General features: G+C 67.2%; 15 protein-coding genes. 3 read left to right on the top strand and 12 right to left on the bottom strand.

Annotated features, from left to right (window positions below):
• From ACREE8_RS12020 to ACREE8_RS12040, 5 genes are all read right to left on the bottom strand, one after another.
• On the bottom strand, window positions 1–499 hold a 499-nt coding region (locus tag ACREE8_RS12020; RefSeq protein ID WP_431573238.1), incomplete at its 3' end, for an alanine racemase.
• On the bottom strand, window positions 496–1161 hold the full coding sequence (locus ACREE8_RS12025; RefSeq protein ID WP_431573239.1) for a hypothetical protein: 666 nt from the start codon (window positions 1159–1161) through the stop codon (window positions 496–498). The genes ACREE8_RS12020 and ACREE8_RS12025, both read right to left, overlap by 4 nt.
• A gap of 6 nt (window positions 1162–1167) precedes the next feature.
• On the bottom strand, window positions 1168–1554 hold the full coding sequence (locus ACREE8_RS12030; protein ID WP_431573240.1) for a histidine triad nucleotide-binding protein: 387 nt from the start codon (window positions 1552–1554) through the stop codon (window positions 1168–1170).
• On the bottom strand, window positions 1551–1883 hold the full coding sequence (locus ACREE8_RS12035) for a phosphoribosyl-ATP diphosphatase (RefSeq protein WP_431573252.1): 333 nt from the start codon (window positions 1881–1883) through the stop codon (window positions 1551–1553). The genes ACREE8_RS12030 and ACREE8_RS12035 overlap by 4 nt, the downstream gene beginning before the upstream one ends.
• A gap of 120 nt (window positions 1884–2003) precedes the next feature.
• The gene (locus ACREE8_RS12040) at window positions 2004–2504 is read right to left on the bottom strand and encodes a MaoC family dehydratase (RefSeq protein WP_431573241.1); all 501 of its coding nucleotides are present in this window, start codon (window positions 2502–2504) and stop codon (window positions 2004–2006) included.
• Window positions 2505–2588: 84 nt separating this feature from the next.
• On the opposite strand from ACREE8_RS12040, the gene ACREE8_RS12045 reads away from it, so the two are divergent.
• Window positions 2589–3134, top strand: coding sequence for a winged helix-turn-helix transcriptional regulator (locus ACREE8_RS12045; RefSeq protein WP_431573242.1), 546 nt, complete (start codon window positions 2589–2591; stop codon window positions 3132–3134).
• The gene (locus ACREE8_RS12050; RefSeq protein WP_431573243.1) at window positions 3131–3547 is read left to right on the top strand and encodes a DUF2000 family protein; all 417 of its coding nucleotides are present in this window, start codon (window positions 3131–3133) and stop codon (window positions 3545–3547) included. Before ACREE8_RS12045 ends, ACREE8_RS12050 begins: the two co-directional genes overlap by 4 nt.
• 27 nt (window positions 3548–3574) lie before the next feature.
• Here the strand turns inward: ACREE8_RS12050 and hisF are convergent, their stop codons facing one another.
• The 6 genes from hisF to ACREE8_RS12080 form a co-directional block, all read right to left on the bottom strand.
• Window positions 3575–4339: an imidazole glycerol phosphate synthase subunit HisF gene (gene hisF, locus ACREE8_RS12055; protein ID WP_431573244.1), complete on the bottom strand. Its 765-nt coding sequence runs from the start codon at window positions 4337–4339 to the stop codon at window positions 3575–3577.
• Complete coding sequence (gene hisA, locus ACREE8_RS12060; RefSeq protein WP_431573245.1) at window positions 4333–5100, bottom strand: 1-(5-phosphoribosyl)-5-[(5-phosphoribosylamino)methylideneamino]imidazole-4-carboxamide isomerase; 768 nt, start codon at window positions 5098–5100, stop codon at window positions 4333–4335. Before hisA ends, hisF begins: the two co-directional genes overlap by 7 nt.
• Complete coding sequence (locus ACREE8_RS12065) at window positions 5097–5615, bottom strand: N-acetyltransferase family protein (RefSeq protein WP_431573246.1); 519 nt, start codon at window positions 5613–5615, stop codon at window positions 5097–5099. Before ACREE8_RS12065 ends, hisA begins: the two co-directional genes overlap by 4 nt.
• Window positions 5616–5654: 39 nt before the next feature.
• The gene (hisH, locus tag ACREE8_RS12070; protein WP_431573247.1) at window positions 5655–6299 is read right to left on the bottom strand and encodes an imidazole glycerol phosphate synthase subunit HisH; all 645 of its coding nucleotides are present in this window, start codon (window positions 6297–6299) and stop codon (window positions 5655–5657) included.
• Window positions 6296–6898, bottom strand: coding sequence for an imidazoleglycerol-phosphate dehydratase HisB (gene hisB / locus ACREE8_RS12075; RefSeq protein ID WP_431573248.1), 603 nt, complete (start codon window positions 6896–6898; stop codon window positions 6296–6298). Before hisB ends, hisH begins: the two co-directional genes overlap by 4 nt.
• Before the next feature lie 123 nt (window positions 6899–7021).
• The gene (locus ACREE8_RS12080) at window positions 7022–7279 is read right to left on the bottom strand and encodes a DUF1127 domain-containing protein (protein WP_431573249.1); all 258 of its coding nucleotides are present in this window, start codon (window positions 7277–7279) and stop codon (window positions 7022–7024) included.
• A gap of 120 nt (window positions 7280–7399) precedes the next feature.
• Here ACREE8_RS12080 and ACREE8_RS12085 point away from each other — a divergent pair, with 120 nt between their 5' ends.
• The gene (locus tag ACREE8_RS12085) at window positions 7400–8296 is read left to right on the top strand and encodes a LysR family transcriptional regulator (protein ID WP_431573250.1); all 897 of its coding nucleotides are present in this window, start codon (window positions 7400–7402) and stop codon (window positions 8294–8296) included.
• A 6-nt stretch (window positions 8297–8302) separates the two neighbouring features.
• Here the strand turns inward: ACREE8_RS12085 and ACREE8_RS12090 are convergent.
• A partial coding sequence (locus ACREE8_RS12090; protein ID WP_431573251.1) for an ACT domain-containing protein occupies window positions 8303–8558 on the bottom strand: 256 nt, incomplete at its 5' end.

Raw genomic sequence — 8558 nt, forward strand, 5'->3', positions numbered from 1 at the left:
TCAGCCGCAAGCCATCCTCGACATGCTCGATGCCGCAGCGGCCGCCGCCGACATCGAGCTCGATATAGACATCGATCGGCCGCGCCGCCTCGGGCGCCGCCGCGATCAGCGCGTCCAGCCCCAGCGGATGATCGACGCAGATGCCGATCCGCGCCTGTGCCGTCAGGGCCGCGAGCCGGCGCAGCTTCGCCGGCGCGACGATCTCGTTCGAGACGAGCACATCCTCGATCCCGCCGGCGACGAAGGCCTCGGCCTCGGACACCTTCTGGCAGCAGACGCCGACGGCGCCCGCCTCGATCTGCGCCCGCGCGATCGCGGCGCATTTATGCGTCTTGCCATGCGGCCGCAACCGCACCTCCTTGGCTTTGGCAAACGCCGCCATGCGCGCGATGTTGCGCTCGAAGGCGTCGAGCTCGACCAGCAGCGCCGGCGTGTCGACGGCTTCGACCGGATCGCCGAAAACCGCAGGGGCCGGCCGCGACGGCAGAAGCGAGCTCATGGCGCCGCCGCGGGGGCGACGGGACCGGCCAAACGCTCGAGATAGAGCGCCAGCAGCCGCTTCGCGGCGCGCCTCACGCGAACCAGGAAGACGATCGGCAGGATCAGCGACAAAAGACTCGCGGCAACGGTCAGCCACAACTCAGTGGGTGGCAGCGCGCGGATATTGTTACCTTCGCTGCGCGAGAGGACGAAATCGAGCACCGTAAAAATCGCCACCAGAAGGGTCAGAATGCTGAAGCCGTGATTCCAGCTCGCATCGAGACGCCGCGTTTTGGCGGCATTGATCAGGGATCGATAGGTTTCGCCGAAACCCAGCCAGGGCCGCACAAAGCTCAGCAGCGGAATGACGCAACTGATCATGGTCCAGCGGACGCTCCAGCGATAGCCGCGAAGGCCGATGGCTTCGCCGAAATACCGAGCTGTCGATAGCGTCACGATGAACAGGACCAGATAGACGAGACCCACCGCAAAGGGAATCATCGACGCGGCCTGCATATCGCCGGTGCGTGCCGCCAGCGCCGCGATCACCGCGCTGACCGGCACCGCCAGCAGGAAGCTGAGAATGCAGGCGAGACTGCAGCGACGAAGGCGACGATAGAGCCGCTGCGCTTCCTCCACGCCCGCGCTCTCCGGCGCTCCGGCAAGGGCGGCATCCGTCATGGGACGTCAGGCCTTGCGTTCCACCGCGAGCATCCTGCCCAGCGCCTGACCGCCGAAGATATGCACATGGAGATGCGGCACTTCCTGATGCGAGTTGGGTCCGTGATTGGCGAGCAGGCGATAGCCGCTCTCGACCACGCCCAGCATCTCGGCGGTCCTGCCGATGGCGCGCACGAAGCCGGCGATCTCCTTGTCGCCCGCCTTGGCGGAGAAATCCGCCATCGAGACATAGGCACCCTTGGGGATCACCAGCACATGGATCTTCGCCTGCGGGCTGATGTCGTGGAAAGCGAGCGCATGCTCGTCCTCATAGACCTTCTTGCAGGGGATCTCGCCGCGCAGGATGCGCGCGAAGATGTTGTTCACGTCATAGGCGGCGACCGCGGCGCTCATTTGCTCTGGCTTCTCGACTTTTTCTCCGCGATGCCGGAGATGCCATCGCGCGCGGCCAGCGTGGTCCAGACTTCCTCGGGCTTCAAGCCCCGGTCGGCCCAGAGCACGAGCAGGTGATAGAGCAGGTCGGCGCTTTCGAGGGCGAGATCCTTCTTCCGCCCTCGCACCCCTTCGATGACGGTCTCGACCGCTTCCTCGCCCACCTTCTGGGCGATCTTGTCGGTTCCCTTGGCGAACAGCCGGGCGGTGTTGGAGGTGGTGGGATCACCCCCCTTCCGGCTTTCGATGACTTTGTAGAGCTTGTCTAGAATCGTTCCATCTAGACTTATTGGGGCCCGCGGCATGCCCTCGATCCTTCCGGAAATCTGCGGAATTCCACCCTACACCCCCCACATCTGGGGGGCAATGTCATGAAACTATCACAATTGGTGGGGTCGCAGTGGAGGGCGCTAGGGCCCGGCGGCACCCAGGCGGGTGGGCATGATCGCCACCCAGAGCTGGGACATGACCGGCTGGTCCTTCTGGTTCATCGTCACCACCCGCATGACGATGACGCCTCGCTCAGGCCGGGTCTTGGAGGCGCGCCGCTCCAGCACCTCGCCTTCGGCATAGACTTGGTCGCCCGGCCGCACGGGCCGCTCGAATTTCATCTCCTTGATCTCGAGCCCGACCAGCGGCGTCGATCCGAGCGGCCTGGCATCGACCATCAGCCGGAAAGTGACGCAGGCGGTCTGCCAGCCGCTGGCGATCAGCTCGCCGAAGAAACTCTTCGCGGCTCCCTCCTCGCTCAGATGCATCGGCTGCGGGTCATACTGCCTGGCGAAGGCGAAGATGGCCTCGCGCGAGAACTCGAACCCGGCACTCCGCACCCGCTCGCCCACCTCGACATCGTCCCAATAGCGTGGCTGATCACCGCCAATGGCGGCACCCGAGGAAGCGGTTGCGGTCATGGAGAAGCTCCTGGTTCGAGGCCTGAGACCCGCGCAGCCTAGCGCCCAACTCGACATGCTTCAATTGTTGAAGTATGAAGCATCATGCGTGTTTCGGACATTGCCGCGGCGACCTGCTCTGTCGCTCGCGCGCTGGGCGCGATCGGCGACCCCTGGACCCTGCTGATCCTGCGTGAGCTGTTCCTGGGTCAGCGCCGGTTCGAGGAGTTTCAGGCCCAGACCGGGATGGCGCCTTATCTTTTGTCGCGCCGCCTCGCCAAGCTCGCCGCCCGGGACATCGTCGCCAAGGTCCCCTATCGCCAGCGCCCGGTCCGCTATGAATACCGCCTGACCGACAAGGGCCGAGACCTTCATGCCGTGGTGGTGGCGCTCGCCGGCTGGGGCGACCGCTGGGCATCGGGGCCCGAGGGCCCGCCTCTGACGCTGATCCACAAGGCTTGCGGCCAGGAGACCCACCCGGTCCTCGCCTGCTCGGCTTGCGGCGAAGCCGTCGGGCCCCATGATCTGCGCGCCCGCATCGGTCCCGCCATGCAGGCGGAACGCGGTGTCAATCGCGATCGCTTCCGCGCCCGGACCCGGCGCGCCGCCAAGCTCGCCTTATCCACCGAGACGGAGCCCGCGCCAAAATGACGATGACCTTCGACACCAAGATCGCCGTGGTGCTGCGCGACGATCTCCCGGTCTGGCAGAAACTCAACGTGACCGCCTTCACCGTCAGCGGCATCGCAGGGACTGTCGAGGGCGTCACCGGCGAGCCCTATGAGGATGGCTCGGGCCATCGCTATCTGCCGATGTTCAAGCAGCCGGTGATGGTTTTCAGTGCCGATGCGGTGGCAATCCGGCGCGCCTATGATCGCGCGCGCGAACGCGACCTGGTCTTCTCGCTCTTCACCGAGGAGCTCTTCGCCACCGGCAACGACATCGACAACCGCGCCGCGATGAAGGCGGTGCCGACCGAGGATCTGCGCATCGTCGGCCTGGCGCTGCGCGCGGAGAAGAAGGCCATCGACAAGGTGCTCAAGGGCCTGTCGCTGCATCGCTGAGCCGTCCGACGGCTCGGGCGGCACAGCTCAACCGATCGGCCGGACCGGAACGCCGCCAGCCGTGAGCGCGGCCTTCGCCTGCGCGATCGAGTAGGTGCCGAAATGAAAGATCGAGGCCGCCAGCAGCGCGCTGGCATGGCCGTCGCGCACGCCCGCAACCAGGTGATCGAGCGTGCCGACGCCGCCCGAGGCGATCACCGGCACCGAGACCGCGTCGCTGACCGCGCGCAACAATCCCAGATCGTAGCCCTGCTTGGTGCCGTCGCGATCCATCGAAGTCAGCAGGATCTCGCCAGCGCCCGACGAGGCCACGCGCTTCGCCCATTCGACCGCGTCGAGGCCCGTGGCTTTGCGTCCGCCATGGGTATAGACCTGCCATTTCCCGGCGGATTCCGCCTTGGCATCGATCGCGACCGTGACGCATTGCGCGCCGAATTTTTCCGCGGCCGCCGTCACCAGCGACGGGTTCTCGACCGCCGAGGTGTTGACCGAGACCTTGTCGGCGCCGGCCAGCAGCAGCTTGCGGAAATCCTCGACCTGGCGCACGCCGCCGCCGACGGTCAGCGGCATGAACACTTCCGAGGCCGTGCGCGCCACCACATCGAGGATGATCGCGCGTTCCTCATGGCTCGCGGTGATGTCGAGAAAGCAGAGCTCGTCGGCGCCGGCCTTGTCATAGGCCCGCGCCTGCTCGACCGGATCGCCCGCATCGATCAGATCGAGGAACTTCACGCCCTTGACCACGCGGCCCGCATGCACGTCGAGACAGGGGATGATGCGGGTCTTCAGCATAGCTGTGTCTTTCGCGGATTTCGTTCCGGCGTCTGCGCGCGGGCCGACGCCAGGAGCGCCAATGCTTCCTCGAGGATCAGCCGCCCGTCATAAAGCGCGCGGCCAGCGACCACGCCGGCGATGCCGCCGGCCGCCAGAAGGCGACGCAGATCCTCGAGACCGGCGACGCCGCCCGACGCGATTACCGGCGTCTTGATACGCCGCGCCAAAGCGGCCGTCGCCTCGACATTCACGCCCTGCAGCAGCCCGTCGCGATCGATGTCGGTATGGATGATGGCGGCGGCGCCGGCATCCTCGAAGCGCAAGGCCAGCTCCTCGACCGTGAGCTCGCTGGTCTCGGCCCAGCCTTCGACCGCCACGCGCCCGCCCTTGGCATCGATGCCGACCGCGACGCGGCCCGGAAATTTCCGGCAGGCCTGGCGCACCAGATCGGGATCGCGCACCGCGACTGTGCCGAGGATGACACGCGAGACCCCGCGCGCGAGCCAGGCCTCGATCGCGGCCAGATCGCGGATGCCGCCGCCCAGCTGACAAGGGCGGTTCGCCGCTTTCAGGATCGCCTCGACGGCCGCGCCATTGACCGCGCGGCCGGCGAAGGCGCCGTCGAGATCGACGACGTGAATCCATTCCGCACCCGCCGCCGCGAAACGGCGCGCCTGGTCGGCGGGATCGCTGTTGAACACCGTCGCCTGCGCCATGTCGCCCTGGCGCAGCCGCACGCATTGCCCGCCCTTGAGATCGATCGCGGGATAGAGGATCACACCAGGTCCTTGTAATAGAACAGGCCGGCGACGCTCTTGCCCTGGACCTTGGCGTAATGGGGATGGGTTCCCCAATGCACATAGCCCAGCGACTGATAGAGCTGGATCGCTGCCTCCTGGCTTTCGCGCACGTCGAGATTGAGCACCTGCGCGCCGATCTCGCGCGCCGCCTCCTCGACCGCGACCAGGATCGCCTTGGCGAGACCATGGCCGCGCGCCCAGGGCGCCACGAAATGCGTCGTCATGGTGGCCCAATGCGCCTGGGCCTCGTTGTTCTTGCCGGGCCGCAGCAGCTGCGCCGAGCCGACGATGGTGTTGTCGAGCCGGCCGACGAAGAGCCGGCGCTCGGGCACCAGCAGCACGCCTTTCCAATAGGTCTCCATCACATCGCGCGTCGGCGGCGTCAGCCAGCCGAAACCGCCGCCCGCGCGGATGCCGTCTTCGGCCGCGTCGCACAGATCGGCGAGATCCGTGCTGGAATATTTCTTCAGAAGCTCGACCACCGTCTTGGCCATGGCGATGTCCCCGAAGGGGCTCCCGCGAATGATTGTCGTTCAGGGCTTCCAGGCGAGAAAATTCGCCAGCAGCTTCAGGCCCAGCGCCTGGCTCTTCTCCGGATGAAACTGCGTGCCCACCATATTCGCGCGGGCCACCGCCGCCGTCACCGGGCCACCATAATCGCAGGTGGCGAGCAGGTCGGCCGGGTCCTCGGCCGCCAGATGATAACTATGCACGAAATAAGCATGCGATCCGGTGACAAGCCCGTCGAACACCGGATGCGGGCGCAACAGCTGCAGCTCGTTCCAGCCCATATGGGGAACCTTGAGCGGCATTCCATGGCGATCGTTGCCCGGCTCCAGCAGCCGCACCTCGCCCGCGATCCAGCCGAGGCCCGGCGTCACGCCGAACTCGCGGCCCCGCGCCGCCATGAGCTGCATGCCGACGCAGATACCGAGAAAAGGCTTGCCCTCGCGCCGGACGGCGCGCTCGAGGGCGTCGAGCATGCCGGGCCGCGCTTCGAGGCCGCGCTTGCAGTCGGCGAAGGCGCCCACCCCGGGCAGGACGATATGGCTGGCCTGATCGAGCGCGGCAGCATCAGCCGACACTTCGACAGAGACGCCCTTGGGCGCGGCGCGCTCCAGGGCCTTGGCCGCCGATCGAAGGTTGCCCGAGCCATAGTCGACGATGACGGCCTTCACGTGAGCGAGCCGCCCAACACGCCTTTGGTCGAGGGCACCTCGCCGGCCTTGCGCGGATCGATCGCGATCGCAGCGCGCAGCGCACGGGCCAGGCCCTTGAAGCAGCTCTCGACGATATGGTGGTTGTTCTCGCCGTAGAGATTCTCGATATGGAGCGTGAGCCCCGCATTCTGCGCGAAGGCCTGGAACCACTCCTTGAAGAGCTCGGTATCCATCTCGCCCAGCTTCGGCTTGGAGAAGGCGACCTTCCAGATGAGATAGGGACGGTTCGAGGCGTCGAGCGCCACGCGCGTCAGGGTCTCGTCCATCGGCACCGTGGCCTCGCCCCAGCGCGTGATGCCGCGCCGCTCGCCCAGCGCCTTGGCCACGGCCTCGCCCAGCACGATGCCGGAATCCTCGGTGGTGTGATGGAAATCGATATGGAGATCGCCTTTGGCCTTGAGGGTGATGTCCATCAGGCTGTGGCGGGCCAGCTGGTCCAGCATATGGTCGAGGAAGCCGATGCCGGTCGAGATGTCCGACCGGCCCTGGCCGTCGAGCTCGATCTCGGCCTCGATCTGGGTTTCCTTGGTCTTACGCGAGACACTGGCGCGGCGCATGGGCCCCACCTCCTGGGCGATTGGCAAAGCAGCCGGCCGAGTTCTCTCTTGGAGAACCCGGCGCGGGCCGACTTTTACCAGTAACGCCCCTGGGGGGCCAGCGTGGGACCGAGGCCGCCGCGACTAGCCGCGGGTGCCGCCGAAACCGGTGCTGTTGGCGGGGTTCGAAGGGCCCGAAAGGGGCCAATTCCCGGGTCCAACAGGATTGGCCGGGCGGCCAATCCGGGCTTCCGCCGCCGAGAGGCCGATATCCCGCAACAGCCGCCCGTCGAGCGCGCCCAGGGCCTCGGCCTGGCGCCAGCGCGACTCCACCGAAGCCGCCAGGTAAAGCGCCGGCTCGCGCAGCCAAGCCGTCAGATGTTCGCGCCAGAAACTCGTCATCGCCCGGATCCTCAAAAAAATGCCGCCCCGCCGGGGCCTGCCCTTGGTCACCATCTTGCGGCGCCCTCGGGAATAAGGGAAATTTGGAGATGTTATGTTTTGCATAAGGAAAACTTTGAGATGCGCGGCCTCAATCCCGACCATCTCCACAGCTTCGCGGCCGTGATCGAGCATGGCAGCTTCTCGGTCGCGGCGGCCCATCTCCATCTCACCCAGCCGGCGGTGAGCCTGCAGATCAAGCAGCTCGAGCAGCGCCTGGGCGTGGCCCTGATCGAGCGGGTGGGACGCCGCGCGGCCCCGACCGCCGCGGGCACGGAACTCCTCGCTCATGTCCGGCGGATCGACGGCGCCCTGGCCGATGCGCTCGAGGCCATGGCCAGCCTTGCCACGACCGTGACGGGCCGCGTGCGGCTCGGCACGGGCGGCACCGCCTGCACCTATCTGCTGCCGCCCTTGCTCAAGGATTTGCGGCGGCGCTTCCCCGCGCTCGAGATCGTGGTCTTCACGGGCAACACCGGCGACCAGGTGAGGGCGCTCGAGGACAATGCGATCGATGTCGGGTTTTGGACCTTGCCGGTGACGGGCCGCGGCTTCCAGGTGACGCCGGTGCTCGAGGATGAGTTCGTGGCGGTCTTCGCCGCCAACGAAGAGCGCATTCCCGCGGCCGCGACGCCCGCGGCCCTCGCCCAGCTGCCGGTGGTGCTGGAGGATCCCGGCGCCACCTCGCGCGACATCGTCGAGGCCTGGTTCCTGCGCGGCGGAAGGCGCGTCAAGCCGGTGATGGAGCTCGGCCATGTCGAGGCGATGAAGCGGCTGGTGAGCGCCGGGCTCGGCTGCAGCATCCTGCCGCGCATAGCCGTGACCGCCGACGGCAAGCGCGACGGTCTGCAGGTGAGGTCGCTGGTGCCGCGGCTGTCGCGCCGCCTGGGCGTAGTGCTGCGCCGCGACAAGCTGCTGCAGCGGGGCCTGCGCGAGCTGGTGAACGCGCTCCTGGCGATCGACGCGAAGCCGCGCTGACGGATCTCAGAACGACAGCGCGGTCGCCTGCACCACGTCGGGGATCTCGCGGATGCGGGCGAGGAGCGCGTCGCTCAGCCGCTCATCCACCTCGATCAGCGCGATCGCGTCCTCGCCGGGGCCGGAGCGGCCGAGATGGAAGGTGGCGATATTGACGCCCTCCGCCCCCAGAAGCGTGCCGAGCCGGCCGATGAAGCCCGGTTTGTCGCGGTTGGTGACATAGAGCATGTGGCGGCCGAGCTCGGCCTCGACCACGATGCCC

Source organism: Hypericibacter sp., from assembly GCF_050729195.1.
In the GTDB taxonomy this organism is placed as follows: Bacteria; Pseudomonadota; Alphaproteobacteria; order Dongiales; family Dongiaceae; genus Hypericibacter.